Annotated in this window: 22 protein-coding genes; 11 read left to right on the top strand and 11 right to left on the bottom strand. The window is 63.6% G+C overall.

The features are described 5' to 3' along the window. The first annotated feature begins 44 nt into the window (after window positions 1-44). Both cmk and rpsA read left to right on the top strand, forming a co-directional pair. Window positions 45-695 (top strand): (d)CMP kinase, encoded by a 651-nt coding sequence (gene cmk / locus X744_RS146745; RefSeq protein ID WP_023761478.1) that lies wholly within the window; start codon window positions 45-47, stop codon window positions 693-695. A 208-nt stretch (window positions 696-903) separates the two neighbouring features. Further along, window positions 904-2,601 (top strand): 30S ribosomal protein S1, encoded by a 1,698-nt coding sequence (gene rpsA / locus X744_RS146750; protein WP_013528183.1) that lies wholly within the window; start codon window positions 904-906, stop codon window positions 2,599-2,601. 84 nt (window positions 2,602-2,685) lie between these two features. Here rpsA and X744_RS146755 read toward each other — a convergent pair whose 3' ends face one another. The 3 genes from X744_RS146755 to X744_RS146765 form a co-directional block, all read right to left on the bottom strand. Further along, window positions 2,686-3,393, bottom strand: a complete 708-nt coding sequence (locus tag X744_RS146755; RefSeq protein ID WP_023761477.1) for an SDR family NAD(P)-dependent oxidoreductase — start codon at window positions 3,391-3,393, stop codon at window positions 2,686-2,688. Between the two features lie 187 nt (window positions 3,394-3,580). Beyond that, window positions 3,581-5,245 carry a 5-guanidino-2-oxopentanoate decarboxylase gene (locus X744_RS146760; RefSeq protein WP_023761476.1) on the bottom strand — a complete coding sequence of 555 codons (1,665 nt, stop codon included), beginning with the start codon at window positions 5,243-5,245 and terminating at the stop codon, window positions 3,581-3,583. Further along, a complete protein-coding gene (locus X744_RS146765; RefSeq protein WP_031260780.1) occupies window positions 5,242-6,090 on the bottom strand; it encodes an arginine deiminase family protein in 849 nt (282 codons plus the stop codon). Before X744_RS146765 ends, X744_RS146760 begins: the two co-directional genes overlap by 4 nt. Window positions 6,091-6,306: 216 nt before the next feature. Here X744_RS146765 and X744_RS146770 point away from each other — a divergent pair, with 216 nt between their 5' ends. From X744_RS146770 to X744_RS146795, 6 genes are all read left to right on the top strand, one after another. After that, window positions 6,307-7,122 (top strand): ABC transporter ATP-binding protein, encoded by an 816-nt coding sequence (locus tag X744_RS146770; protein WP_023761474.1) that lies wholly within the window; start codon window positions 6,307-6,309, stop codon window positions 7,120-7,122. 54 nt (window positions 7,123-7,176) lie between these two features. Further along, entirely contained in the window at window positions 7,177-7,974 is a 798-nt protein-coding gene (locus X744_RS146775; protein WP_023761473.1) for a transporter substrate-binding domain-containing protein, read from the top strand. A gap of 206 nt (window positions 7,975-8,180) precedes the next feature. Then, a complete protein-coding gene (locus X744_RS146780) occupies window positions 8,181-8,846 on the top strand; it encodes an ABC transporter permease subunit (RefSeq protein ID WP_031260778.1) in 666 nt (221 codons plus the stop codon). Next, on the top strand, window positions 8,846-9,655 hold the full coding sequence (locus tag X744_RS146785) for an ABC transporter permease (protein ID WP_023761471.1): 810 nt from the start codon (window positions 8,846-8,848) through the stop codon (window positions 9,653-9,655). The genes X744_RS146780 and X744_RS146785 overlap by 1 nt, the downstream gene beginning before the upstream one ends. Window positions 9,656-9,743: 88 nt before the next feature. Next, window positions 9,744-10,745 (top strand): Ldh family oxidoreductase, encoded by a 1,002-nt coding sequence (locus X744_RS146790; protein ID WP_023761470.1) that lies wholly within the window; start codon window positions 9,744-9,746, stop codon window positions 10,743-10,745. A 544-nt stretch (window positions 10,746-11,289) separates the two neighbouring features. Then, entirely contained in the window at window positions 11,290-12,264 is a 975-nt protein-coding gene (locus X744_RS146795; protein WP_023761469.1) for a complex I NDUFA9 subunit family protein, read from the top strand. A gap of 148 nt (window positions 12,265-12,412) precedes the next feature. Here the strand turns inward: X744_RS146795 and X744_RS146800 are convergent, their stop codons facing one another. After that, window positions 12,413-13,786 carry a cytochrome P450 gene (locus X744_RS146800; protein WP_023761468.1) on the bottom strand — a complete coding sequence of 458 codons (1,374 nt, stop codon included), beginning with the start codon at window positions 13,784-13,786 and terminating at the stop codon, window positions 12,413-12,415. A 211-nt stretch (window positions 13,787-13,997) separates the two neighbouring features. Between X744_RS146800 and X744_RS146805 the strand changes: the two genes are divergently transcribed. The 3 genes from X744_RS146805 to gyrB all read left to right on the top strand — a co-directional run bounded on the left by X744_RS146805 (window position 13,998) and on the right by gyrB (window position 19,909). Continuing rightward, a complete protein-coding gene (locus X744_RS146805; RefSeq protein WP_023761467.1) occupies window positions 13,998-14,567 on the top strand; it encodes an NADPH-dependent FMN reductase in 570 nt (189 codons plus the stop codon). 90 nt (window positions 14,568-14,657) lie between these two features. Next, window positions 14,658-17,276: a caspase family protein gene (locus X744_RS146810; RefSeq protein WP_023761466.1), complete on the top strand. Its 2,619-nt coding sequence runs from the start codon at window positions 14,658-14,660 to the stop codon at window positions 17,274-17,276. Between the two features lie 161 nt (window positions 17,277-17,437). Next, window positions 17,438-19,909 (top strand): DNA topoisomerase (ATP-hydrolyzing) subunit B, encoded by a 2,472-nt coding sequence (gene gyrB / locus X744_RS146815; protein ID WP_023761465.1) that lies wholly within the window; start codon window positions 17,438-17,440, stop codon window positions 19,907-19,909. A 22-nt stretch (window positions 19,910-19,931) separates the two neighbouring features. On the opposite strand, the gene X744_RS146820 is transcribed toward gyrB, so the two are convergent. The 7 genes from X744_RS146820 to X744_RS146845 all read right to left on the bottom strand — a co-directional run bounded on the left by X744_RS146820 (window position 19,932) and on the right by X744_RS146845 (window position 26,173). Further along, window positions 19,932-21,389, bottom strand: a complete 1,458-nt coding sequence (locus tag X744_RS146820) for a hypothetical protein (protein WP_031260776.1) — start codon at window positions 21,387-21,389, stop codon at window positions 19,932-19,934. A gap of 133 nt (window positions 21,390-21,522) precedes the next feature. Further along, window positions 21,523-22,920: an NAD(P)(+) transhydrogenase (Re/Si-specific) subunit beta gene (locus tag X744_RS146825; protein WP_023761463.1), complete on the bottom strand. Its 1,398-nt coding sequence runs from the start codon at window positions 22,918-22,920 to the stop codon at window positions 21,523-21,525. A gap of 6 nt (window positions 22,921-22,926) precedes the next feature. Beyond that, entirely contained in the window at window positions 22,927-23,355 is a 429-nt protein-coding gene (locus X744_RS146830) for a proton-translocating transhydrogenase family protein (RefSeq protein WP_023761462.1), read from the bottom strand. After that, on the bottom strand, window positions 23,352-24,626 hold the full coding sequence (locus X744_RS146835; protein ID WP_023761461.1) for a Re/Si-specific NAD(P)(+) transhydrogenase subunit alpha: 1,275 nt from the start codon (window positions 24,624-24,626) through the stop codon (window positions 23,352-23,354). The genes X744_RS146830 and X744_RS146835 overlap by 4 nt, the downstream gene beginning before the upstream one ends. 83 nt (window positions 24,627-24,709) lie before the next feature. Then, on the bottom strand, window positions 24,710-24,934 hold the full coding sequence (locus X744_RS146840; RefSeq protein ID WP_023761460.1) for an aa3-type cytochrome c oxidase subunit IV: 225 nt from the start codon (window positions 24,932-24,934) through the stop codon (window positions 24,710-24,712). Window positions 24,935-25,139: 205 nt separating this feature from the next. After that, window positions 25,140-25,289, bottom strand: a complete 150-nt coding sequence (locus tag X744_RS1000000172480; RefSeq protein WP_013528205.1) for a DUF3096 domain-containing protein — start codon at window positions 25,287-25,289, stop codon at window positions 25,140-25,142. 116 nt (window positions 25,290-25,405) lie between these two features. Next, complete coding sequence (locus X744_RS146845; protein ID WP_031260774.1) at window positions 25,406-26,173, bottom strand: hypothetical protein; 768 nt, start codon at window positions 26,171-26,173, stop codon at window positions 25,406-25,408. Window positions 26,174-26,233 lie beyond the last annotated feature (60 nt).

The following is a 26,233-nucleotide window of genomic DNA, read 5'->3' as shown; positions in this document are numbered from 1 at the left end:
CAGCACCCCCCTCTGTCGCGCCTTTCGATCGCAGCGGCCAGCCAATGAGCATCCCCTTCACCATCGCCATTGACGGCCCTGCCGGCGCCGGCAAGGGTACCCTCGCCCGGCGGCTGGCCGACCATTACCGGCTGAACCTGCTCGACACCGGTCTCACCTATCGCGCCGTGGCCTACGCGCTGATCCAGCACGCGCTGCCGCTCGACAATGTCTCGGCGGCTGAAACCGCGGCCCGCCAGGTCGACCTGGCAAAGCTCGATCGGGCGGTGCTGTCGGCGCATGCGGTCGGCGAGGCGGCCTCGAAGGTCGCCGTTTTCCCGACCGTGCGACGTATCCTCGTCGAAAAGCAGCGCGCCTTTGCCAAGACGCCGCCGGGCGCGGTGCTCGATGGGCGCGACATCGGCACCGTCGTCTGCCCCGACGCCGACATCAAACTCTATGTGACGGCGAGCGCCGAGGTGCGCGCGAAGCGCCGGCTGGCCGAGATCGAGAGCATCGGCGGCACCGCCGATTTCGCCGAAATCCTTGCCGATATCGTGCGCCGCGACGAGCGCGACATGGGCCGCGCCGACTCGCCATTGAAGCCGGCGACCGACGCGCACTTGCTTGATACCAGCGAAATGGCTATAGAAGCCGCGTTTCTCGCAGCCAAGGCGATCATCGACGACGTGTTGGCCAAGAGAGACAACGCCTGATCCGGGTTTTCCCCTCGCGTTTCCGTTGTCGGAGGCGAAGAAGACACCCATATCGGGCACGAACCAGCCTGCCAGCATTCTTCATGCGCCGGAATTGCCGCTTAAAGAGCGGCCCAGGGCTTTTGTAGCCCGGAACGCCGGCAGGCTAACGCAACGCTAACCCACGGCGCCCGTCCCGCTTGAGATGCGGGACATTCCAGGAGAAACAATGTCAGCTGCAAATCCCACTCGCGATGATTTCGCGAGCCTGCTCGAAGAATCATTTACCACAGGCCATTCCGGCGAAGGCCAGGTCGTCAAGGGCACGATCACCGCGATCGAAAAGGACATGGCCATCATCGACGTCGGCCTCAAGGTCGAAGGCCGCGTGCCGCTGAAGGAATTCGGCGTCAAGGGCAAGGACACCACCCTCAAGGTCGGTGACACCGTCGAAGTCTATGTCGAGCGCATCGAGAACGCGCTTGGCGAAGCGATGCTTTCGCGTGAGAAGGCCCGCCGCGAAGAGAGCTGGGTCCGTCTCGAAGAGAAGTTCACCAAGGGTGAGCGCGTCGAAGGCGTCATCTTCAACCAGGTCAAGGGCGGCTTCACCGTCGACCTCGACGGCGCCGTGGCCTTCCTGCCGCGCAGCCAGGTCGATATCCGCCCGATCCGCGACGTCTCCCCGCTGATGCACAACCCGCAGCCCTTCGAGATCCTCAAGATGGATCGCCGCCGCGGCAACATCGTGGTGTCGCGCCGTACCGTGCTCGAGGAGAGCCGCGCCGAACAGCGTTCGGAAATCGTGCAGAACCTCGAAGAAGGCCAGGTTGTCGAAGGCGTCGTCAAGAACATCACCGATTACGGTGCGTTCGTCGACCTCGGCGGCATCGACGGCTTGCTGCATGTCACCGACATGGCATGGCGCCGCGTCAACCATCCGACCGAAATCCTCAACATCGGTCAGACGGTCAAGGTGCAGATCATCCGCATCAACCAGGAAACCCACCGTATCTCGCTCGGCATGAAGCAGCTCGAGAGCGATCCGTGGTCCGAGATCGGAACCAAGTTCCCGATCGGCAAGAAGATCAAGGGTACCGTCACCAACATCACCGACTACGGCGCGTTCGTCGAGCTGGAGCCGGGCATCGAGGGTCTCATCCACGTTTCGGAAATGTCGTGGACGAAGAAGAACGTGCATCCCGGCAAGATCCTGTCGACGACGCAGGAAGTCGACGTGGTGGTGCTCGAGGTCGATCCGGCCAAGCGCCGCATCTCGCTCGGCCTCAAGCAGACGCTCGAGAATCCGTGGCAGGCTTTCGCCTCGAGCCATCCGGTCGGCAGCCAGGTCGAGGGCGAGGTCAAGAACAAGACCGAGTTCGGCCTGTTCATCGGCCTCGAAGGCGACGTGGACGGCATGGTGCACCTTTCCGACCTCGACTGGACCCGTCCGGGCGAACAGGTCATCGAAGAGTACAATCGCGGCGATATGGTCAAGGCGCAGGTGCTCGACGTCGATATCGACAAGGAGCGCATCTCGCTCGGCATCAAGCAGCTGGCCAAGGATACGGTCGGCGAGGCGGCGACTTCAGGCGAACTGCGCAAGAACGCGGTCGTCACCTGCGAAGTCATCGGCGTCAAGGATGGCGGTCTGGAAGTGCGGCTGGTCGACAGCGGCATCGAGACCTTCATCAAGCGCTCAGATCTGAGCCGTGATCGCGACGAGCAGCGCCCCGAGCGCTTCACCGTCGGCCAGAAGGTCGACGCCCGCGTCATCGCCTTCGACAAGAAGACCCGCAAGCTGCAGGTCTCGATCAAGGCGCTGGAAATCGCAGAAGAGAAGGAAGCCGTCGCTCAGTACGGCTCGACCGACTCCGGCGCTTCGCTGGGCGACATCCTGGGTGCCGCGCTGAAGAAGCAGGGCAGCTAAGCCTCTTCGCATAGGCTCGAAAACAAAACCCCGCCGGAGCGATCCGGCGGGGTTTTTCTTTGACCAATGTAAAAGGTTGGAAGGTTACGCCCTGCCGTAAAGCGGTACCAGCGCGCCGCTCATCGCCTGATTGGCCGGCGAGGCTAGATAAGCGATGGCTTCGGCGGCGGCTTCGAGGCTGACCCATCTGGTGACATCGGCATCCGGCATATCGGCGCGGTTTGCCGGCGTGTCGAGCGTCGACGGCGCCACGGCGTTGACCAGGATGCCGTTGTGCTTCAGCTCCTCGGCCATCGCCACCGTCATCGCTGCCACCGCCGCCTTGCTGGCGGCGTAAGCGACCGAGCCGGCGCCCTTGCGCGGTTCCAGTGCCGCCCGTGCAGCGATGTTGACGATGCGGCCTGCCGTGCCTGACGCCAGCATCGAGCGCACCGCCGCACGACAGCACAGGAAGGCGGTGCGCGCATTGGTATCCATCATCTCGGCAAAGGAAGCCGACTCGATCTTTTCCACCGGCGCCCCGGTAAAGCCGCCGGCCAGGTGGATCGACCCCCACAGGTCCGGAACCTGGCTGTAGAACGCCTCGACCTTGGCGGAGTCCGAGAGATCGACATTGTGCACCAGCTTGACACGATCATGCGCGGTGAAGGGGAAATGCGATGGCGCGGCGGCATGGGCATTGGGCACATGGCAGATCGCGCCGTCACTCAGCAGTTTGCCGACAACCGCACCGCCGAGCGCGCCGGTTCCACCTGTCACGACGATATGCTTGCCTTCAAGGGTTTCCGTCATCTTGGACCGCTCCTGTCATTTTTTTATCGTTAGGTCGTTTCTTGCGCCGCCGACGCGAAGCGTCGCGCCTTTCGCGCCATCACTCAATTGAAATCTCGACATGGCAGTCGTTGCGTCTTTGCATGCGTCCAGCCACGGGCCAGCTATGGGTCATGCAGCCGCGACGGGAAGCCCGCGCCACCGGTGTTCAGTCAACCGTGATTTCGATGACGCGCGGCAGTCCGGTGGCCCGCGCGCGCTTCAGCGCATCTGCCAGAGCGTCGATATCGGCAAGCCGTTCGGCGCCGATGCCATAGGCCTCAGCCAGCTTGCAGAAATCCGGCGGTGCCGGCGACACGCCCACCGGCTCGACGCCGACATCGAGCATCGAGGTTTCGATCTCGCGATAGCCGCGATTGTTCCACACGATGAAGATCACGGGCGCCCGGGCATCGAGCGCGGCGCCCAGTTCCGGCAGCGTGAACTGGAAGCCGCCGTCACCGGTGAGGCAGACGACCGGCGCCTCGGGCACCGCAAGAGCTGCGCCGATCGCCGCCGGCGGGCCATAGCCGAGTGCGCCGAAACCTGTCGCGGCATTGAACCAGCCGCCTGGCCGATCATGGTCATAATAGAGGTTGGCAGCATAGATCGGCTGCGTCGAATCGCCGACGATGAGTGCGCCAGGCAGCGCGTTGCGGATCGTCTCGACGGCGCGCACCTGCGCCTGCAGCGTCGGATTGAGCTCTGCGAAGGCCGCTTTCCGTGCCGCGGCGGCGCGCAAAGGGCCGCTCTCGCTTGCCGGAACATGGCTGATTTGCGGAAGCAGCGCCTCGATCGCCTCGGCACAATCGGCCTGGATCGAAACCGTCGCTGGGCGGCGGGCAAGCTGGTCCGCGCCGATATCGATGCGGATCAGGTTGACGGGCAGGACGAAGCCGCCATCGCTGTAGCCATCGTAGTCGGTCGGGCCGAATTCGGTTCCGGCGGCAATCACCAGATCGGCTTCGGCCATCAGCGCCCGCACTGCCTTCAGGCTGGGGCTGGCCGGCACGCAAAGCGGATGACCATGCAGCAGGCCGCGCGCGTTGGCGGTCTGGACGACCGGCGCTCCCAGCCGTTCGGCCAGACGCCGCAATGGCGCCTCGGCGCGCTTGGCGCCGCCCCCGGCCAGGATCAGCGGGCGGCGCGCGGCGGTGACGAGTTTGGCAGCGCTGGCAATTGCGGCGGCTTCGGGCGCGGGCGGCGGCGCATTGCTCAGCACGGCGGAGATGCCGTCCGCCGGCTTGACCATGACGTCGGTCGGAATCTCGATGTGCACCGGCCCGGGCCGGGCCGATGAGAACAGCGCGAAGGCCTGCGCCAGCGCACCTGGCAATTCGCTGGCCTGGGTGACGCGATGCGAAAACAGCGCAACCTTTTCCATCATGCCGCGCTGGTCTGGCAGTTCATGCAGGAAGCCGNGGGTGACGCGATGCGAAAACAGCGCAACCTTTTCCATCATGCCGCGCTGGTCTGGCAGTTCATGCAGGAAGCCGAGGCCCTTGCCCAGGGTCGGCGTGGCGTTAACCCCGGAGATGACCAGCATCGGCACCGAATCGGCACGCGCCTGACCCATGGCGGTGATGGTGTTGGTCAGCCCCGGTCCGGTGATGACGAAGGCAACGCCCGGCCTGCCGCTGGCGCGCGCATAGCCGTCGGCCATGAAGCCGGCGCCCTGTTCATGACGCGGCGTGACATGGCGGATGTTGGAGCGCGCCAGCCCCCGGTAGAGCTCGACTGTGTGCACGCCGGGAATGCCGAAGACCGTGTCGACACCATGGGCTTCGAGCAGCGAAATGAGCGCCTCGCCGACGGTCGGGCCAATGTTGGTCATTGGCGTAGCACCGGCCGCGTCAGGCAGGTCGGGCCGCCTTCGCAGGCGATGCACAGCGCATCCGCCTCGAAGGTGGAGACCACGCAGCCGGCGGCCTGCATGGCAGCCGCTGTCCTGGGAAAACCGGCAACGGCGATGACCTGGCGCGGCGCGGTCGGCAACACGTTGAGGCTGAGCCCGTTGGAGGCGAAGAACTCGCCGGCATCGCCCTCGACCAGCTTGACGCCGCGCGCCCGCAGCATCTGGTAGAAGGCGGCCGGGAGCAAGGGCGCGTAGACCAGCGCCAGATCGTCGGCGAGCGGACTGATCACCGACATCAGATGCAGGCAGGCCTCCTCGCCATGCCAGAGCGGCAGATCGAAGCCGAAGACCGAAATCCCCTTGGGCGAGAGCAGATTAGCGAGTTGCTGGATACCGTCCTGGTTGGTGCGCACGCCACGACCGACGGCCAGCGTGGTCGCATCGACCCAGACGCAGTCGCCGCCTTCCACCTGGCCAGGGCTTTCGAGGCGCCCAAGGATGGGAATGCCCATGCGCTCGTACGCTGCCTCATGCAGGCCGGGCTCGGCCTGGCGCAATGCCTTGCCCATCGAGAGAATAATCGCGCCATGATCGGTCATCAGCGACGGATCGTGGGTGAAGACGGAATCGGCCAGCGCGTCATCGGCATCCGTCAGCCATTCGATCTCGGCGCCGGAAGCCGCGACCATGCCGGACAGCTGCTCATGCTGGGCTGCGGCCTTTTGCGGATCGAAGCCTGGACCATAGTGCCATTCCTGTGCCCTGGCATGACGCATGGCGCTGGCGGCGGACCGCATCAGTACGCGTTTCAGGGGTCCGGCCATGGACTGCGACCCGTATGATTTGCCCACTCAATTCTCCCGAAACGTTCGTTGCCGCCACTAACCACTACGGCAAGCTCCGATCAATAGTCCAAAAACCATGGTTGACGGAGGCAAGCGGAACGGTCCATCCTGAGAATGGGAACTCTGTCAGTGACGGGTAATGGGTAAAAGATACCAGCAGCGACCGATTCTACCGCGCCGCGGAGCGTCGAAGGGATGACGGTTACAAGCGCCGCATCCGCACTGAAATACACGGCGCAGGACGGCGCCGCCGAAGCCATCCATGTCGAGAACCTGCACAAGAGGTTCGGTGAGCTGCATGTGCTGAAGGGCGTGTCGCTGTCGGCGCGTGACGGCGAGGTGATCGCCATTATCGGTGGCTCGGGCTCGGGCAAGTCGACGCTGCTGCGCTGTATCAACTGCCTGGAAAATCCGACCAGCGGTATCATCCGCGTCAATGGCGAAGAGATCAAGCTCAAGGCCGACAGCCACGGCCACACGGTTCCGGCCGATCGCAAGCAGATCGAGCGCATCCGTTCCAAGCTCGGCATGGTGTTCCAGAACTTCAACCTGTGGAGCCACATGACGCTGATCGAGAACGTCATCGAGGTTCCGGTGCACGTGCTTGGCGTCAAGCGCGATGTGGCGATCGCAGAGGCCGAAAAGCTGCTCGCCCGCGTCGGCCTTGCCGAAAAGCGCGACGTCTATCCGGCCTATCTGTCGGGCGGCCAGCAGCAGCGGGCCGCTATCGCCCGGGCGCTGGCCATCAATCCGCGCGTCATGCTTTTCGATGAGCCGACCTCGGCGCTGGACCCTGAGCTGGTCGGCGAAGTTCTGAAGGTGATCGGCGACCTGGCACGCGAGGGCCGCACCATGGTGCTGGTCACCCATGAGATGAAGTTTGCCCGTGAGGTCGCGACGCATGTCGTCTACCTCTACAACGGGCTGGTCGAGGAAGAGGGGCCGCCGGAGCAGATCTTCGGCGCACCGAAATCCGAAAGGCTGAAGCAGTTCATCCGCAACATCGGCTAGGAACAGGCCGGGGCGGGAGAAACCGGGAACCAACAACAAACTGGGAGTCGTGAAATGAAGACCGTTCTGAAGACATTCGCCGCAGCGCTGCTGCTCGGCGTCGCTGCGATGGGGGTGGCCAAGGCCGATCCAGTCAAGATCGGCGTCGCCGCCGAACCCTATCCACCCTTCACCTCGCCCGATGCATCGGGCAAGTGGGTCGGCTGGGAGATCGAGTTCATCGACGCCGTCTGCGCCGAAGAGAAGCTTGACTGCGTCATTACCCCGGTTGCCTGGGACGGCATCATTCCGGCGCTGACGACGAAGAAGATCGACCTCATCGTCAGCTCGATGTCGATCACCAACGAGCGCAAGAAGACGATCGACTTCTCGGACAAATATTATAACACGCCGACGGCGATCATCGGGCCAAAGGACCAGAAATTCGGCGCCACTCCGGACGACCTCAAGGGTAAGGTCATTGGCGTTCAGGTGTCGACCGTGCACGCCGTCTACGCCAAGAAGCACTTCACCGGAGCGGCGGAAATCAAGGAATACCAGACCCAGGACGAAGCCAACAACGATCTTGCGGCCGGCCGCCTCGACGCGGTGCAGGCCGATTCCATCGCGCTTGGCGAATTTCTCAAATCGGACCAGGGCAAGGCCTGCTGCGATCTGAAGGGCATGGTGGCACCGGATGACGAAGTGCTCGGACCGGGCGTCGGCGCCGGCGTGCGCAAGGAAGACACCGAGTTGAAGGACAAGATCAACGCCGGCATCAAGGCGATCCGCGCCAACGGCAAATACGACGAGATCTCGAAGAAGTACTTCGATTTTGACATTTACGGCGGCGGCGGCGCGCAGTCGAACTGACAATCCTCGCATGAGCCGAGGGGCATGGCGCCAGCGCCATGCCCCTCCTGCCCGATCTTTCCCAGGCATGTTTGCCGCCGACGCAGCCGTCGGCGGTTAGAGCCAGCAATCCGGGGGCGACGCTGATCGACGCATTTCTTTCGGCCTCGGCGGCCGGCATCATCGAACTTCTCTCGCCCAATGCGCCGGGCTGGGGCGGGACCCTTTTGGTTGGACTGCTGCATTCGATCGAGATCGCGCTGGGCGCCACATGTCTCGGTCTTTTGATCGGCACCTGCGGCGCCTACGGCAAGCTTTATGGCGGCCCGGTGGTGCGCGATTTGCTTGTGGTCTACACGACCATCGTGCGCGCCGTGCCCGAACTGGTGCTGATCCTGCTGCTCTATTACGCCGGAACCGACCTGATCAACCAGGCGCTGACGGCAATGGGTTATCAGCGCGTCGACATTAGTGGCCTTGCCGCCGGCATCGCCGTGCTCGGCTTTGTCCAGGGCGCCTATTCGACCGAGGTGATACGCGGCGCGATCCTGGCCATTCCGCAAGGGCAAATCGAAGCCGCCCGCGCCTATGGAATGTCTCCCGGCCTCCTCTTGCGGCGCATCACCTTGCCGGCAATGCTGCCCTTCGCCATACCGGGCCTCGCCAATCTCTGGCTGATCGCCACCAAGGACACTGCACTGCTGGCGGTCGTCGGCTTCTACGAGCTGGCGCTGGCAACGCGGCAGGCCGCCGGCGTCACCAAAGCCTATTTCACCTTCTTCTTCGCCGCGGGCGTGCTCTATCTGCTGTTGTCGTTGTTTTCCAACCTCCTCATCGGCCGGGTCGAGGCCTGGTCGCGGCGCGGCATGCCTTCGCTGAAGGAGGCGCGCTGATGGCCAACGAGGCGGCTATCATCAACGTCGTCGCGCGGACGTCGCTGTGGCTGCAGCCGCACCGTATCGTGCTGATCCTGATCGCACTCGGGCTGGTTCTGTCGGCGGCGTTTTTCATGCGCTGGGACTGGCTGCCGCAATATTATGAGATGGGATTGATCGGCATCTGGCGCTCGCTGTGGATCTTGGCCGTCACCTGCATTCTGGGCTTCCTGCTCGCCGTGCCGCTCGGGCTGGCGCAGGCCACCGGCTCCTTCTGGTTCGCCGCGCCCGCCAAGGTGTTCTGCACGGTGATCCGGGGCACGCCGCTGCTGATCCAGCTGTGGCTGCTCTATTACGGCCTGGGCTCGCTGTTTCCACAATATCCGTGGATCCGTGGATCCTGGATGTGGCCGTATCTGCGGCAAGCCTGGCCCTATGGCGTACTGGCGTTGACCTTGTCTTTTGCCGGCTATGAAGGTGAAGTGATGCGCGGTGCCTTTGCCGGCGTGCCCAAGGGGCAACTCGAGGCCGCCCGCGCCTTCGGCATGAGCCGCTGGAAGGCATTCCGGCGCATCTGGTTGCCGCAAGCCATCTACCGGGCGCTGCCGACGCTGACCGGCGAGACCGTGCTGCAATTGAAGTCGACGCCGCTGGTGGCGACGATCAGCGTGATCGACATCTTCGCTGTTTCGTCCAAGGTGCGGCAGGATACCTACCTCACCTACGAACCCTTGCTGCTGCTGGCGCTGATCTACATGACGATCACCGGTATTCTGGTCTTCGCCTTCGGCAGGATCGAAGCCAGGATCCCGAACAAGATCGGCTAGCGAGTTAGCGAATAGCGAATAGTAAGCACTCGATATTTCCGCTATTTCCGCTGCTCCCTACTTGCCATTCGCCCAGGAACTCATTGTGATGCAACTCAGTCTCGATCAGGCAAAAGGACTGTGCCGGATGGCGGCACTCGGCGCCGGCGCCAATGAGGAAGCGGCACAATCGCTAACCGCTTCGATCATATCAGCCGAGTCGGAAGGGGTTTCCTCCGTCGGGTTTTCGCATTTCATCGATTACCTCGAGGCGCTGGAAGCCGGCCGCATCGACGGCAACGCAGACCCGGTGATCACCCGGCCGGCGTTGGCGATCTACCTCTCCGACGCGCGCGGCGGGCTGGCGCATACCGGCTTCGACCGCACCATCGATGACCTCGCCAAGACGGCAAGACTGTTCGGCGTCGCCATCTTCTCGCAGAAGAACGCCTATACATGCGGCGCGCTCGGCTATTTTACTGGCCGGCTGGCAGCACAGGGGCTGGTGTCGTTCGCCGCCACCAACGGCCCGGCCGTGCTCGCCGGCTCCGGCTCGGTGAAGCCGGTCTACTGCACCAATCCGATGTCGTTTGCCGCACCCGCCGCCGACGGCGCGCCGCTGGTCATCGACCAGTCGTCGAGCGCCACCGCTTTCGTCAACATCCGCAAGGCGGCCGAGGACGGCAAGACAATCCCCGAAGGCTGGGCGCTGGACGCCAGCGGCAACCCGACCACCGATCCGGCCGCCGCCATGAAGGGTGCCATGCTTGCCTTCGGCGGCCAGCGCGGCGCCAACATCGCGCTGATGGTCGAAGTACTGGCGGCGGGCCTGTCGGGCGCCAACTGGTCGCTCGACGCGCCATGGTTCGGCGGCGGACCGGACAGTCCCGGCACCGGGCTGTTCGTCCTTGCCATCGAACCCAAGCTGCTCGATCCGGATTTCGAGCAGCGCATGAAGGACCAGCTCGACCGGCTGCGGCGGCGCTTCGGCGTGCACGTGCCCGGTCGTGCCCGCGCTGAGGCCACAGAGAAGGCGCAAGCGCGTGGCATCACCGCGTCCAAGGCCGTGGTGCAGCGCATTTCCGAATTCGCGGCGCGCTATTCTTCCTGAATAACTCATTGGATATCAGATAGTTATCTGGACTCTGCCCGCCAGAGACGCGGCGCGGTGCAATTTTCTTTGCGCCCCGCTGAACCTTTCTGCGCGCTGCCGCGACCCAGCTTTGTCCAGGGCAAGGCGAGCTTGCCAGATCCACACCGGGGGGAGCAGCAAACCGCCAACTGCAGCGCCGACTTAATCGCGGCCTGCAAGAAAGATCGGCGGCACCATGTCGGATGTTCAGGGCTGGGGTGGGCGTGCTTGCTTCACGCCCTCCTGATACCGTCTCAGGTCAGGCCGCTCCGTCGGCCCCTGACTTCGTATGGATGTCACCCGGAAAGCCCCACTTCGGCGGGGTTTTCTGCGTTTTCATCCACTTCTTTGGGCGGCGGCCCTGCTGTTTTCATCCTTCATGGCGGCAACCGCCATTTGGTCGTTGCCTGCATCGGCGAGGCGTTCCGATAAGGCTGGCAGCGACCACGCGTCACCCTTTGCCTTTGGCGCGAAACCGATTATGAAACGGCTTCAGCCAAGCTTGCGAGCGCCGGAGCCAGCCATGACCGAAATCCTGCAGACCCCAAAGCTCGTCGTCGTCTTTGGCGGGTCAGGCTTTGTCGGCCGCCATGTCGTGCGCGCGCTGGCAAAGCGCGGCTATCGCATCCGCGTCGCCTGCCGGCGACCCGATCTCGCCGGCCATCTGCAGCCGCTCGGCAATGTCGGCCAGATCCAGCCGGTGCAGGCCAATGTGCGCGTGCGCTGGTCGGTAGACCGTGCCGTGCAGGGTGCCGACCACGTCGTCAATCTGGTCGCCGTCCTGCATGAGAGCGGCCGGCAGAAATTCCCCGCCGTGCACGAGTTCGGCGCCCGCGCCGTGGCCGAGGCAGCGCGCGCCGTCGGCGCCGGCCTCACCCATATTTCCGCGCTTGGCGCCGACCTGAACTCCGGATCGGACTATGCGCGCACCAAGGCGCTCGGCGAAAAGGCCGTCCTGGAGACGATCAAGGACGCCGTCATTTTCCGGCCATCGATCAATTTCGGGCCTGAGGATGCCTTCTTCAACCGCTTCGCCAACATGGCGCGCTATTCGCCGGTGCTGCCGCTGATCGGAGGCGGCCAGACCAAATTCCAGCCTGTCTATGTCGGCGACGTCGCCGAAGCAGTGGCGCGCTCGGTCGACGGCAAGGTCGATGGCGGTCAGATCTATGAACTCGGCGGCCCCAAGGTACTCACATTCAAGGAATGCATGGAAGAGTTGCTCCAAGTGATCGAACGCAAGCGCATGCTGGTGCCGGTGCCGTGGTGGGTGGCCAACATCCTGGCCTCGATCCTCGGCCTCTTGCCCAATCCGCTGCTGACCAAGGACCAGGTGATACAGCTGCGCGAGCACAACATCGTGTCGGACGCGGCGGTCAAGGCCAACCGGACACTCGCCGGGCTTGGCATCCAGCCGCAATCGATCGCGACGATCGTGCCCAGCTACCTCTGGCGCTACCGCGCCGCCGGCCAGTTCCAGCGCAAGCCCGCGGCATAATTCATTCAGCTTGAAGGTGTGTTGAGATTCAGGTCAGGCCGAGCCGAGAGCGGTGGAATCCGAGAACCGGAACGGAGCGTACTTTTGGTACGTGAGTACCGGAAGCGCAGGAGGCCATCGTTCGCAGGCCGGCATTACCTGAATATCATCACACCTGGCGGGGCGTGACCTGCATCGGCAAGCCACCTTGCGGCTGGGTGGTGAGTTTCTGTACCGGCCACGGTTTCGTCTCCGCGGTGGTGTCGAAGCGGAAGCGTGACAGCATTATCGCCAGCGCGATGATCGCCTCCTGCATGGCGAAGCTGGCGCCGATGCAGACGCGCGGGCCCGCACCGAACGGCAGATACTGGAAGCGGTCGATCTTTTCGCGGTTTCCCGGATGGAAGCGTTCCGGCAGGAAGGCATCCGGCCTGTCCCAAAGCTTCCGGTGGCGGTGGACGACCCACGGCATCACCAGCACAGCGGCGTGCTTCGGGATATAGAGATCCTTCCACATTTCCGGTTCGATCGGCTCGCGGTTGATGGACGGCGCCGGCGGATAAAGCCGGAGCGCCTCGTCGAAGGCAGCGCGCGTCAGCGGCATGGCGTCGAGCCACTTCGTCGGATCGGGCTCGCTCGCCAGTACGCGGTCGATCTCCTGCTCGACCCGGTTGCGCTCCCACGGGGATTCCGCAAGGCAATAGAGCGTCCAGCCAAGCGCGCGCGCCGTAGTCTCGTGGCCGGCGCCGATGAAGGTGATGATGTTGTCCTCGACTTCGGCTCGCGTCAGCCCATCAGGGCCTTCGGCCTTGAGCAGCAGCGTCAGGAAATCCTGCGGCACCGCATCGGGATCGCGCTTGAATCTCTCCTCGCGCATCTTGACCGTATCGGTGACGATCTTGCGGAAATAGGCCATGGTCTTGCGGCCGCGGATGCGGGTCAGGCGTGGCAGCCAGTCGGGCGCGCGCAACAGGTCGAGCGGATCGACGCGGCCCATCGTCTCGAACAGGCGGTCGATCTCGTTGGCGAAACTGCCGGGCCCGCCCGCGATCTCACCGGAGAACAGCGTTTCGGCCAGGATGTCGTAAGTGAGCAGCGTCATGTCATGGGCGATGTCGGACATGCTGCCGCCTTCATATCGCGTGATGAACTCCCTCGTGCGCCGAAGCATCGGCTGGGCAAAGCCGAAGATATGGCGCGGCGTGAACACCGGCGCCATCGCCTTGCGCGACCGCCTCCACACCTCGCCCTCGGCGGTCAGCAAGCCGTCGCGCAGGATCGGCCGCAGGATTTTCTGGCGCACAGTCGCCATCTTGTAATTCTTGGCGTTGTCGACCAGCACGTGGCGGATCAGGCCGGGATCGTTGGCAACAATCAGATGTCCACCAACGCCACTCGCCGAAATCCAGGGCTCGTTGTAGGTATGCTCCCCCCACAGTTCGAGCGGGTTGCGGTAGACGATGCGGATCATCTCCAGCGTCGAGGGCGGCGTCGTGCGAGGCTTCGGCGCCGGGGGAACAAAGGGGGCGGGCTGGACGTCCATGGGCTGCTCCGCTGATACCACAATGTAGTGGCTGGCGACCCGGGCGTCCATGTGACCGGACGGCAGGCGCAAATTGTGCGGCCTGGGATGTGCGGCAGACAGTCCGTTCAGCCGATTGTGACCGCCCTCCTGGCGGTGTCGCCTTGTCCACAGCCATGCTCTGCCATAGGTCACGGTCACCAACAGATACCGCCAGCCTTGGGAGCCAGCCTTGAAGCACCAGTTGAACATCATCATCGGCAGCACGCGGCCAGGCCGCGCCGGACCGGTTTTCGCCGACTGGCTGGAGAGATTCGCGCGCGAACACGGGAAATTCGAGCCGGTGCTGACCGACATCGCGGTGTTCAATCTGCCGGTGCTGGACGAGCCGCACCATCCAAGGCTTGGCAAATACCAGAACGACCATACCAAGGCTTGGTCGAAAGCCATCGATGCCGCCGATGCCTTTGTCTTCGTCGCGCCGGAATACAATTATTTCGTGGCGCCGGCGATCGTCAACGCGATCGACTATCTGCTGCGCGAATGGACATACAAGCCCGCCGGCATTTTCAGCTATGGCGGCGTGTCCGGCGGCCTGCGCGCGGCGCAGGCGCTGAAGCCACTGCTGACCTCGGTGGGCGTCATGCCGATCCCGGAAGGTGTCGCGCTGCCGATGTATCAGAAACTGCTCGACGAAAAAGGCGCTTTCAACGCCAGCGAGCAGGTGCAGGGCGGCGCCAAGACCATGCTCGACGAGCTGCTGCGCTGGAGCGAGGCTTTGAAGCCGATGCGGGCTGCCTGACGCGCCGGCCTTGCGCCAAAAGCCCGGCTTGCTCATGCCATAAAGAGATGGAATGTTCGCGCAGATGAACGAGCCGGGGGGCAGTTCGCCTTGCGTTTGCTGTTTGCCTTGCTGCTGATGCTCACGACCACCGCCGCGGCAGTGGCGGAGCGGCGCGTGGCGCTGGTCATCGCCATCGATAACTACCGGCTGGTCCGGCCGCTCGCCAATCCGGTCCATGACGGCGAGGCAATGGAGGCGGCGCTGAAGAAGCTCGGCTTCGAGGTCGTTCTCGAAACCAATCGCGATCTGCGGCGCATGCGCCGCGCGCTCGACGATTTTCGCCAGGATGCCAGAGGCGCCGACGTTGCGCTGGCCTATTTCTCCGGCCACGGCGTCGAGATATCAGGCGACAACCGGTTGCTTCCGGTCGATGCCGACGTGTCCTCGCTCGATGCTCTGGAGAAGACCAGCCTACCACTGGAGGAGGTGCGCGACGCCGTGGCCGCCACAGCCAGGGTTGGCTTGATCATGCTCGACGCCTGCCGCAGCGATCCGTTTTCGGGCACGGTGAGCGAAGGTCGAGGCGTGACATCGCTGGCAAAGGACGTCGCGGAGAAAGTTAGGCCGGGGCTCGGCCGAATTGGCCGCGCCGAAAACATCCTGTTCGCCTTTTCGGCAGCGCCAGGTGAGACGGCGGCCGACGGGACCGGCGAGAACTCGCCGTTCACGACAGCGCTGACCAAATATCTCGGCACTGACGGGCTCGAGATCCGCTCGGTGCTGACGCTGGTGCAGCAGGAGGTCTATGACTTGTCGCGCGGCAAGCAGCTGCCCTATGTCGAGAGCGGCCTGCCGAAGCTGTTCTTTGCCGCAGCGGCCAAGGAACAACTGCCGGAGCGCGAGCGCCTGCTGCTCGCCATGGCCGACGTGACGCCTCAGATGCGCGGCGAGGTCGAGCAGATCGCCAGCGATGCCGACATGCCGCTGGCGCCGCTCTATGGCGCGCTGATCAGCTCCGACGCCAGCCACCTCTCGGCGGACAGCCTGAACGCCAGGCTGCATGAGGCGGCCGACGCCTTCGTCAAGGTGCGCAGCGAAATGAGGACGCTCGCCTCCGATGATCCGCAAGTGACGGAACTGCGCCGGCAGGCCGAGGAGCAGCTATCGCTCGGCGCTTTCGACGGCGCGCGCGCCATCCTCGCCAAGGCCGCCGATATCGACAATGTCTCGCGCAACGCCTTGAGGGCCAATTTCGTCGGCCGCACGCTGTCCGAGGCGGCGACGCGTTTCCTGTCCGGCGGTGCGGCACGAGCCGATCTCGACTATGCCACGGCCATCAAGGACTACGAATCAGTGCTGGCCCTTTACGGCGAGGCCGGGCAAACCTCGCTGGCGCTGGACGATGCCGACCGCCAGATCCGGACGCTGGACGACCTCGGCAAGCTCTATATGCTCGTTGGCAACACCGATGCCGCAGGCCGCGCCTTTACGGCGCTTGTATCCAATCTCGAGCTGCGTTCGGCCCATGAAAGCGATCCGAGCGTCAAGCGCGATTTTGCCGTCAGCCACATCAAGCTCGGCAACATCAGGCTGGTGCAGGGCGACCTGCCGGAAGCGCTTGAGAACTATCAGGCCGCCAGAACCATGCTCCGGGAATTGACCGCGGCCGAGCCCGATCGTCTGCCATGGTTCGGCGACTTCGCCACGGCCGACGACAAGATCGGCGATGTGCTGGTGACGCAAGGCGACCTGGCCGGGGCCGCGCAGATCTACCAGGAAAGCCTGTCGATCAAGAAGCAGCTTGCCGACAACGAACCGGAGCGCGCCGAGTTGCAGCGCGACCTGACCATCAGCTATGACGAGATCGGCGCGCTGGCGCGCACCGCCGGCCAGTTGGACAATGCGCAGGCGGCCTATGAGCAAAGCCTGGATATCCGGCTGGCGCTGGCCGACAAGAAGCCACAGGATCCAGAGCGGCAGCGCGATGTCTCTGTCAGCCATACGACGATCGGCGACCTCAAGCGCGAGCGCAGCGATGCGGTTGGCGCGCTCGCGGCCTATCGGGCCAGCCAGTCGATCGTCGAGCGGCTGGTGGACCGCGACCCGGACAACAGCGAGCTGAAGCGCGACCTCTCGGTCGGCTATGCCAAGATCGGCAATGCGCTGAGCGACCAGGAGAAATGGCCGGATGCGCTGTCGGCCTACAGGCAAGCTCTCGAACTGGCCCGCGTGCTGGCGGCCGGCGACCCAAACAACACGGATTGGCAGCGCGACCTCTCCGTCAGCCTCGAAAAGGTCGCAGGCATTCTGGCGATCCAAGGCGACCGGGCGGGTGCGCTCAAGGCCTACACCGACAGTTTCGTCATCGCCGACCGGCTGGCCAAGCTTGATCCGGCCAATGCCGACTGGCAGCGCGACCTGTCGATCACGCTGTCGGAGATCGGCATGCTCAAGGCCAAGCAACGCGACATCAAGGGTGCACGGCAAGCCTTCCAGGACAGTCTCGACATTCGCCAGCAGCTTGCCCAGTCCGACCCGAACAACGCCACCTGGCAGCGTGATCTGGTGGTTGCCTATGTCGACTACGCCCAGGTCGCGAAAAGCCCCAAGGCCGTGCTTGCGCGGGCGCTCGACATGACGCTGGAACTTGATCGGACCGGGCGGCTGGCGCCGCGCTACAAGTTCATGATCAAGTTTCTCAGGGACCGGCTGGCCAAAGCCAGATAAGGCCTGGCGAGAGCGCGTCATGGACAGCCGGCTCATTCCCGGGGAAATGCCTGCAAACCTTGGAAAAACCGCCTTTAGCGCCTATATCTAGTGCATATCAGAGGCGCGATTCGGGGCCAATTTTCCGCGCCGTGCGAGCGGCATCCAGACAACAGGTTTTCATGAGCGATCAGATCGACAACATCAGCGGCGCTGAAGCCGAATACGGCGCCGATTCCATCAAGGTTTTGAAGGGGTTGGATGCTGTCCGCAAACGCCCCGGCATGTATATCGGCGACACCGACGACGGTTCCGGCCTGCATCACATGGTCTATGAGGTGGTCGACAACGCGATCGATGAGGCGCTGGCCGGTCATGCCGACCTCGTCACCGTGACGCTGAACCCCGACGGTTCGGTCACCGTGATCGACAATGGGCGCGGCATTCCGACCGATATCCACACCGGAGAAGGCATTTCGGCGGCTGAAGTGATCATGACGCAGCTGCATGCCGGCGGCAAGTTCGACCAGAACTCCTACAAGGTCTCGGGCGGCCTGCATGGCGTCGGCGTCTCGGTGGTCAATGCGCTTTCGGCCTGGTTGAAACTGAAAATCCGCCGTAACGGCCAGATCTTCGAGATGAGCTTCACGCATGGCAATGCCGACGCGCCGCTGAAGGCGACGGGCAGCTATGAGCAGGACAAGCAGCCGGGCACCTATGAAGGGCGCAGCGGCAGCGAGATCACCTTCTTCCCGTCGACCGAGACCTTCACCATGGTCGAATTCGACTTCGGGACGCTGGAACACCGGCTGCGTGAGCTTGCTTTCCTCAATTCCGGCGTGCGCATCGTCCTGAGCGACGCCCGTCACGCCGACGTCGTGCGCCATGAACTGCACTATGATGGCGGACTGGAAGAATTCGTCAAATATCTCGACCGGGTCAAGAAGCCGCTGATCGACAAGCCGATCGCTATCAAGGCTGAGCGCGACGGGATAACCGTCGAAGTGGCGATGTGGTGGAACGACAGCTACCACGAGAACGTGCTGGCTTTCACCAACAACATCCCGCAGCGCGATGGCGGCACACATCTAGCCGGCTTTCGCGGCGCGCTGACGCGCCAGATCACCGGCTATGGCGACTCCTCGGGCCTAACGAAGAAGGAAAAGGTCTCGCTGATCGGTGACGATTGCCGCGAAGGCTTGACGGCGGTGCTGTCGGTCAAGGTTCCAGATCCGAAATTCTCCTCGCAAACCAAGGACAAGCTGGTCTCGTCGGAAGTCCGGCCCGTTGTCGAAGGACTGGTCAACGAAGCGCTTGGCACCTGGCTGGAGGAGCACCCGGCAGAGGGCAAGGTGGTCGTCGACAAGGTGATTCAGGCAGCGGCGGCGCGTGAAGCGGCACGCAAAGCGCGTGACATCACCCGCAAGAGTTCGCTCGGCGTTACCTCGCTTCCCGGCAAGCTGGCCGATTGCCAGGAACGCGACCCGGCAAAATCCGAAATCTTCATCGTCGAGGGCGATTCCGCCGGCGGCTCGGCCAAGGGTGGGCGTTCGCGCCAGAACCAGGCGATCCTGCCCTTGCGCGGCAAGATCCTCAATGTCGAGCGGGCGCGCTTCGACCGCATGCTCGGCTCCGACATGATCGGCACGCTGATCACCGCGCTCGGCACCTCGATCGGCAAGGATGAGTTCAACGCCGACAAACTGCGCTATCACAAGATCATCCTGATGACCGACGCCGACGTCGACGGCGCCCATATCCGCACCTTGCTGCTCACCTTCTTCTTCCGCCAGATGCCGGAATTGATCGAGCGCGGCCATCTCTACATCGCCCAGCCGCCGCTCTACAAAGTGACGCGCGGCAAGAGCTCTCAATACATCAAGGACGAAGGCGCCTTCGAGGAGTTCCTGATCGGTTCAGGACTGGAAGAAGCGTCGCTTACGCTCGGCTCCGGCGAAGTGCGCGCCGGGCAGGACCTGCGCGGCGCCATCGATGATGCGCTGGCCGTGCGCCAGCTGATCAACGGCCTGCATACACGCTATAACAGGGGCGTGGTCGAACAGGCGGCGATCGCCGGGGGGCTCAACCCGGACGTCTTCACCGATCTTGGCCGCGCCAATGCCATGGCGGAGCGGATTGCAAAACGCCTCGACATCATCGCCGAGGACACCGAGCGCGGCTGGACCGGCCGCATGTCGACCTCGAATGAAGGTGTCGGCGGCTATGTGTTCGAGCGCACGGTGCGCAGCGTCAAGGAATACGCGCATCTCGATCTGGCGCTGATCAACTCGGCCGATGCACGCCAGCTCGACCGCTACGCTCAGCGCCTCAGCGAGGTCTATGGGTCGCCGCCGGTGCTGCGCCGCAAGGATGTCTCCGAAACCATCTCGGGGCCGCTGGCGCTGCTCAATGCCGTCTTTGCGACCGGCCGCAAGGGCCTGACCATGCAACGCTACAAGGGTCTCGGCGAAATGAACGCCGAACAGCTCTGGGAGACCACGCTCGATCCGAACGTGCGCTCGCTGCTGCAGGTCAAGGTCAATGACGCGACCGATGCGGACAGCCTGTTCTCGCGGCTGATGGGCGATGAAGTCGAACCGAGGCGCGAATTCATCCAGGACAACGCGCTGTCGGTCGCCAACCTGGACATTTGAGCCAGACCCACCACCATTATTCTTACGCCGGCGGTGGCTTACTCGGCTCCAGTTTGCGGCCGAGGTCGACAGCATCGCGCAGCACGGCAAGGTGCGAGCGCGGCCGAGCGCCGGCCTCGACGCCGGTCGCCGTCAACGACCAGTACAGTGTGTGGGTGAAGATGCGGCCGAGGGAACCGCGCAGCTCGACCTGGATATTCTCCACGCCGGGGCCGAACTTTTCAGCCATCGGTCCCGAAATCGGGTCGCCCGTCAACCAGCCATTGCCCCCGTCGAAGATGTTGGTCCAGCGCGTCGCGGCAAACACCGCGCCGTGATGCACCGCTCGCCGCGGTTTGCCTGACGGGCTGCGTCCCTCCTGATAAAGCACGGTGCCACCGGCCGCTGGCCCTTCGGCAATCGGCGGGCATGCCGAGAACAGTCGCTCGGCCATGCCGCGCCTGAATTCGGCGAGATTGTTCGTCACCAGAAACTCGCTGTGGGTCAGCGGACTGCCGAGTGTGATGAAATCGCTGATCTTCCATGGCAGCGGATGGTCGGCATCCGCAGTTCGCAGTTGCCGGTAGAGCTCCCACTGATCACGTCGGAAGCCGGCGAGGTCGTCCAGCTTGCTGGGCCATGCGGAGCCATCGGCAACAAGGGTCGCCTTGTCGATGGCACGGATCGCTTTCAGTTTGGCCCTGTCGCGGATGGCCTCCAGTTCTCGGGGCCTGAAATCGGCCCACAATATCTGCAGGAGATCATAGGCGATCATCGATCCAAGGCTGTGCGAAACCAGCACGATCCGGTCGTAGGCATCGTCCATCATCAGACGTTTCAGCAGCCGCAGGCCGCGATCGCGGATCAGCGCTCGCTTCTCGACGGTCGCCGCTTCCGCACGCATATAGGCCGCAACATCGCCGAAATAGGGAATGCCGAACCGGTCCACCAACCAGATGATCAGCGAAGCCAGGATGGTGACGAGCAGGCCGGCGGCCAAGGAGATATGCTGCTGCCAAACCGACGTCGCGAGCGCGAGCGCCGCGCACAGGGCGACGATGACGGCAAGAAGCGTGACGATGTAGAGCTGGCGGGCGTCGGGAGGAATATCGGTCGGCCTGCGCCACAGCAGATTTGTCACCCAGGCGGCGAGCCGCCCCCGCGTCGTGCCCTGGGTGATGTCGGCCCAGTAAAGCTCGTAGAAATCGGTGCGACGGCCATCTACATCATAAGGCGTGGTGATGCGGCGAAGTTCGTATGAATTTGTCCGGCTGTCGGGTGTGATCCAGCTCTGGTTGATCTTCGCGCCGGCGGGGTCGGCCGGATCGGCGACTCGGGCATAAAACGGCGCGCGGGCGGGGTCATGGCTCCAGACAGCCTGGACAAAGCCGCGCAGCGTGTCCATCGGCCGCTGTTCGCCCATGCCATGCACGATCACCACCGCCTGGCCAAGCTTGCGCGGCGCTTTCCCAGTGGGCGGCGATGCTATTGGGTCGGGCACCAACGTCTCCGTTGACGACAATCCCGTCAGCGGGACAGGAATTCGTTATCGTAGCCCCGAACAGCCGACACGCCAAGAAAAAGCCCGGCAAGAGGCCGGGCGCTTCCTGGCGCGTCTCAGTGCCGATCGCTCATCAGTGATCCATCGCCTTGACGATTTCTTCGGTCATCTTCTTGGCGTCGCCAAGCAGCATCATGGTGCCGTCCTTGTAGAACAGCGTGTTGTCGATGCCGGCATAGCCGGAGCCGAGCGAGCGCTTGACGAACAGGCAGGTGCGGGCCTTGTCGACGTCGAGGATCGGCATGCCGTAGATCGGCGACGACTTGTCGTCGCGGGCGGACGGGTTGGTGACGTCGTTGGCGCCGATGACATAGGCGACATCGGCCTGCGCGAATTCGGAGTTGATGTCCTCCAGTTCGAACACTTCGTCGTAAGGCACGTTGGCTTCGGCGAGCAGCACGTTCATGTGGCCGGGCATGCGGCCCGCGACCGGATGGATGGCGTACTTCACGTCGACGCCGTTAGCCTTGAGCTTGTCGGCCATTTCGCGCAGCGCGTGCTGGGCCTGGGCGACCGCCATGCCGTAGCCGGGCACGATGATGACTTTCTGCGCGTTCATCATCAGGTAGGCGGCGTCGTCTGCCGAGCCCTGCTTGACGGTGCGCTCGATGCCGTCGTCGGCTTGAGCTGCCGTCTCACCGCCGAAGCCGCCGAGGATGACCGAGATAAAGCTTCGGTTCATGCCCTTGCACATGATGTAGGACAGGATCGCGCCGGACGAGCCGACCAGCGCGCCGGTGATGATCAGTGCCAGATTGCCGAGCGTGAAGCCGAGTGCGGCCGCCGCCCAACCCGAATACGAATTGAGCATCGACACGACGACCGGCATGTCGGCGCCGCCGATCGGGATGATGAGCAGGATGCCGAGCACCAGCGACGCCGCCACAATCAGCCAGAACACCAACTTGGACTCGCTCGCAACCAGCAGCACGATCAGCACGATCAGCGCGATGCCAAGGGCTGCGTTGATGAAGTGGCGGCCGCCGATCATGATCGGCTTGCCGGACATGCGGCCATCGAGCTTCAAGAACGCGATGACCGAGCCGGTGAAGGTGATGGCGCCGATGGCGACGCCGAGGCTCATCTCGATCAGCGCCTGGGCGTGGATGTCGGCGACCGTGCCGATGCCAAAACTTTCCGGCGCATAGATGGCCGCGGCCGCCACCATGACGGCGGCAAGGCCGACGAGCGAATGGAAGGCGGCGACCAGCTGCGGCATCGAGGTCATGGCGATGCGCCGCGCGGTGACGGCGCCGACGCCGCCGCCAATGGCAAGGCCAAGCACGATCAGGCCGAAGCGTCCGGCGGAGGGCAGCGCCAGCGCCAATGTGGTGCAAAGAGCGATGCCCATGCCGATCATGCCGTAGAGGTTGCCCTGGCGGCTGGTGGTCGGGTGCGACAGCCCGCGCAGCGCCATGATGAACAGGACACCTGAAACAAGGTAGAGGAAGGACGCGAAGTTGGCGTTCATGGCGCTCTACTTGTCCTTCTTCTTGTACATGGCCAGCATGCGCTGGGTGACGAGGAAGCCGCCGAAGATGTTGACCGAGACCAGCATCAAGGCGACGAAGCCGAAGCCCGCGGCGATGCCGGAGGCCGCGATGCCGACGGCCAACAATGCGCCAACGACGATGACCGAGGAGATGGCGTTGGTGACGGCCATCAGCGGCGTGTGCAAAGCGGGGGTGACCGACCAGACGACATAATAGCCGACGAAGATCGCCAGCACGAAGATGGCGAAACGGAAAACGAAGGGATCGATGGCACCGCCGGATAAAGCGTGCGCGGCACCACCCGCCGCCTCGGCGCCGCCGGGCGCGGCCGCCATATTCTGCACCGCCAGCCGAACGGCGGCGGAGGCCTGGTCGAGCTGGTCGAGGGCTTTCTGCAGGGTCTGATCCATCACGCAATGCCTTTCGACTTCGACGAGGGCGACCTGGCTGCGGCTGCCTTCTTGGGAGCGGCCTTCTTCGGCTTGGCCGAAGCATCGGCGACCATGGTCTTGGCCGGGATTGCAGCCGGCTCGACACGCGGCTGCCGGTCGGCCTTTATGAAAGCAGGATGCACGATCTTGCCGCCGTCGGTCAGCATCGTCGCCTTGACCAGGTCGTCATCGCGATTGATGGCAAGCGTCTTCGTCGTCTTGTCGACCAGCGTCTCGAGGAAGGCGAACAGGTTCCTGGCGTAAAGCAGCGATGCCGACGCCGCGACACGGCCAGGCACATTGAGATGGCCGACGATCTTGACGTTGTTGGCCGTGGTGACGACCTTGCCGGCTTCGGCCCCCTCGACGTTGCCGCCCCGCTCGACGGCCAGGTCGACGAGCACCGAACCCGGCTTCATCGAGGCGACCATGGCGGCGGACACCAGCTTCGGTGCCGGCCGGCCCGGGATCAGCGCCGTGGTGATGACGATATCCTGTTTGGCGATATGTTCGGCGGTCAATGCCGCCTGTTTGGCCTGGTATTCCCTGGACATTTCCTTGGCGTAGCCGCCTGCCGTCTCGGCGGCCTTGAACTCGTCGTCCTCGACCGCCAGGAATTTCGCGCCGAGCGAGGCGACCTGTTCCTTGGCGGCGGGGCGAACGTCGGTGGCAGTGACGACCGCACCAAGCCGGCGCGCGGTGGCGATCGCCTGCAGGCCGGCAACGCCGACGCCCATGATGAAGACCTTTGCCGCGGGCACCGTGCCTGCCGCAGTCATCATCATCGGCAATGCCCGGTCATATTCCGAAGCGCCGTCGATCACCGCCTGATAGCCGGCGAGGTTGGCCTGCGACGACAGAACGTCCATCGACTGCGCCCGGGTGATGCGCGGCATGAATTCCATCGAGAATGCGGTCACGCCGGCCTTGGCAAGGGCTGCCACGGCGGCATCGTTGCCATAGGGATCCATGATGGCGATGACCGCAGTGCCTAGCTTGTAGCTCTTCAGCTCGAGATCCGTCGGCCGGCGCACTTTCAGCACCACATCGGCCTTGGCGATATCGGAAGCCTTGCCGATAGCGGCACCGGCCTTGGCGAATTCCTCGTCGGGGATGCGCGATCTCGTGCCTGCACCGGTTTCGACGACGATTTCGAAGCCCAGCGCCGCCAGCCGCTTCACCGTATCGGGTGAAGCCGCGACGCGCGGCTCGTTCGCGTCGAGCTCACGAGGGATGAAAACAGTCTGTCCCACCGCATGATCCTTTCGGCCGGAAGCTCGTTCCCGCAAGACGCCGGCCGGCCTCGCGGCGGCGCCGTGGACAAAAAGTCGGAAATCTATCGGAGAATAAGGGCGCCGACGGCCATAATCAGCGCGAACAGGATGGTAGCAGAGAAGAAGCCGCCCGCGAAAAAGCCGAAAGCCATCGCCAAGAGCAGGGCTCCGCAGAAAAGCGATCCGTATTTGGCCAGCCTGAGGAAGCCCGCATAAGTGCGATCATGCTCGGCATAGTCCATCTTCGCGCCCAGTTCGACAGGACCGGTCGGCGAGTGATCAGCCATAGGAATACCCCTTCGAAGACATCTTTCAGGCACATAGCGAAAAGCCGGGCCGAGAGCAATGGCGCTATTGCCGCATCGCAGCCAACAACTGCCTCAAGGGAAAATTGAAGCCGGCTGCCGACGCGACGCCGCGCTCGACACTGGGTCCGGCCGCCTGATGTGGAAAGATACTTCGAAAGCGTCGAGGCGGGGCGCTTGCGCTGCCTCAACCGGCAAGATGCGGGAAAAGCCCGAGCAGTCCGACGACGATCAGATAGAGCGCGACAATATAGTTCAACAGCCTTGGCATGACGAGGATCAGCACGCCGGCGATCAGCGAGATGAGCGGGGTGAGCGCTAGCGTGGAAATGGTCATGTTGGGTTCCTTCTGGCAAATCCGTCGAAATGGAGACGCGGAGCGTCAACGCGCCGCCTTCATCAGAACGCCTGTCTGGCCGGAAAGCTCCGGACGCTCCGCAAAAATCGGAAGCCTCAGGCGGCGTCGCGATAATATTTCGCTGTTGGAACAATCGACAGGGGTGTCAGTCGGTTGATGGCCGGATTGGCAAACATCAGCCGCTGTTCCATCGGCGTCGACCTGAAGAATGGGAACCGTTCGAGCGTCAGTCGCATATTCTCGCCGGCGGGGATTTCGAACAATGCGATCTTGGTAAGAACGCCCGGAAATACTTTTCCCTCGGTCCTCTGCACGGCATTGAAGTAACGGGAATAAAAATTGGAATGCTCGATCTTGACCGGCGTAAGCACCGAGTTCTGGCCAAAATAGCGCGAGGCCACCATGGCTAGCCTGAGGGTCAGGAAAGGCAGCACTCCGGGCGCCGGCGCACCGTCAGGATCGGTTGCGAAGCGGGTTCCGTCGATGAAGGTTTCTCCGCGGGCAAGTCGCTCGATCAGTATTTCCGGATAGGCATCGACGGAGGGCGAATTCGGGTGCTCGCTGGAAATGTAATGGAAGCGGATCGTGCTGACCAATTCGCCATAGCAATAGACACCGAACCGGTAGGAATTGGGCAGATTGTCCCAGCGATCCTCGAACATCCCGCTGGCGATTGGGCCGCACATGCCTGAGCGCAGATAGGATTTATAGCGAAGCCGGTAAATCGCCTCCAAATCCTCACCCCCGGTGATGAGGCGATAATCGACATGCTCCAGCAGTTGCATAATCGATCGATTCAGCACCGAATCCCCGGCTGCGCTGACCGCGCCGGACGTATTGCTTGCAGCCCTTGCAGCATCCATCATCTGTCCTCGAAATTCCGCCTACGGACAAGCTATTCGAGTAAGAATGAGACACAAGCT

The sequence above is a fragment of the Mesorhizobium sp. LNHC252B00 genome (assembly GCF_000502955.1).
Taxonomy (GTDB): domain Bacteria; phylum Pseudomonadota; class Alphaproteobacteria; order Rhizobiales; family Rhizobiaceae; genus Mesorhizobium.
This window is presented reverse-complemented; position numbering and strand designations above follow the sequence as displayed.

What these genes read in the sequence shown, in the direction of transcription:
- cmk (WP_023761478.1), top strand. Translation starts at nt 45, where the DNA reads ATGAGCATCCCCTTCACCATCGCCATTGACGGCCCTGCCGGCGCCGGC.
- rpsA (WP_013528183.1), top strand. Translation starts at nt 904, where the DNA reads ATGTCAGCTGCAAATCCCACTCGCGATGATTTCGCGAGCCTGCTCGAA.
- X744_RS146755 (WP_023761477.1), bottom strand. Translation starts at nt 3,393, where the DNA reads ATGACGGAAACCCTTGAAGGCAAGCATATCGTCGTGACAGGTGGAACC.
- X744_RS146765 (WP_031260780.1), bottom strand. Translation starts at nt 6,090, where the DNA reads ATGGCCGGACCCCTGAAACGCGTACTGATGCGGTCCGCCGCCAGCGCC.
- X744_RS146770 (WP_023761474.1), top strand. Translation starts at nt 6,307, where the DNA reads ATGACGGTTACAAGCGCCGCATCCGCACTGAAATACACGGCGCAGGAC.
- X744_RS146775 (WP_023761473.1), top strand. Translation starts at nt 7,177, where the DNA reads ATGAAGACCGTTCTGAAGACATTCGCCGCAGCGCTGCTGCTCGGCGTC.
- X744_RS146785 (WP_023761471.1), top strand. Translation starts at nt 8,846, where the DNA reads ATGGCCAACGAGGCGGCTATCATCAACGTCGTCGCGCGGACGTCGCTG.
- X744_RS146790 (WP_023761470.1), top strand. Translation starts at nt 9,744, where the DNA reads ATGCAACTCAGTCTCGATCAGGCAAAAGGACTGTGCCGGATGGCGGCA.
- X744_RS146795 (WP_023761469.1), top strand. Translation starts at nt 11,290, where the DNA reads ATGACCGAAATCCTGCAGACCCCAAAGCTCGTCGTCGTCTTTGGCGGG.
- X744_RS146800 (WP_023761468.1), bottom strand. Translation starts at nt 13,786, where the DNA reads ATGGACGTCCAGCCCGCCCCCTTTGTTCCCCCGGCGCCGAAGCCTCGC.
- gyrB (WP_023761465.1), top strand. Translation starts at nt 17,438, where the DNA reads ATGAGCGATCAGATCGACAACATCAGCGGCGCTGAAGCCGAATACGGC.
- X744_RS146825 (WP_023761463.1), bottom strand. Translation starts at nt 22,920, where the DNA reads ATGAACGCCAACTTCGCGTCCTTCCTCTACCTTGTTTCAGGTGTCCTG.
- X744_RS146840 (WP_023761460.1), bottom strand. Translation starts at nt 24,934, where the DNA reads ATGGCTGATCACTCGCCGACCGGTCCTGTCGAACTGGGCGCGAAGATG.
- X744_RS1000000172480 (WP_013528205.1), bottom strand. Translation starts at nt 25,289, where the DNA reads ATGACCATTTCCACGCTAGCGCTCACCCCGCTCATCTCGCTGATCGCC.
- X744_RS146845 (WP_031260774.1), bottom strand. Translation starts at nt 26,173, where the DNA reads ATGGATGCTGCAAGGGCTGCAAGCAATACGTCCGGCGCGGTCAGCGCA.